The 323-nt window shown below is 57.3% G+C and carries 1 protein-coding gene (only partly in view); it reads left to right on the top strand.

The annotated features are described in order from the left end of the window. On the top strand, nucleotides 1-323 hold part of the coding region annotated (locus AC1QQ2_RS14800; RefSeq protein WP_479713716.1) for an ABC transporter ATP-binding protein (this coding region is incomplete at both ends). Its footprint begins 350 nt before the window's first position; 323 of 673 annotated nt are visible.

Below are 323 nucleotides of genomic sequence, written 5' to 3' on the forward strand. Positions count from 1 at the left end.
CCGTATCATCGTGATGAATGGCGGAGAGATTGAACAGATCGGCACCCCGTCCGAGGTCTATCATTCGCCCGCATCGACATTTGTTGCGTCCTTTATGGGCGCGCCACCGATGAACCTTTTGGATGCGACGGCAGAGAACGGTGCGGTGATGGTCGGTGGGCAACAGGTTGCCGAATTCACTGGCAATGGCCCTGTGACTTTGGGCGTCCGTCCCGAAGACATCTTGCCTGATGCGAACGGTACCTTTGAGATTGACGTCACCCTTATCGAAGAACTCGGCGCGCACCGTATTCTGCACGCGGTCTGGGCAGGACAGCCGATCA

Source organism: Aestuarium sp. (assembly GCF_023253315.1).
In the GTDB taxonomy this organism is placed as follows: Bacteria; Pseudomonadota; Alphaproteobacteria; order Rhodobacterales; family Rhodobacteraceae; genus Marivivens; species Marivivens donghaensis.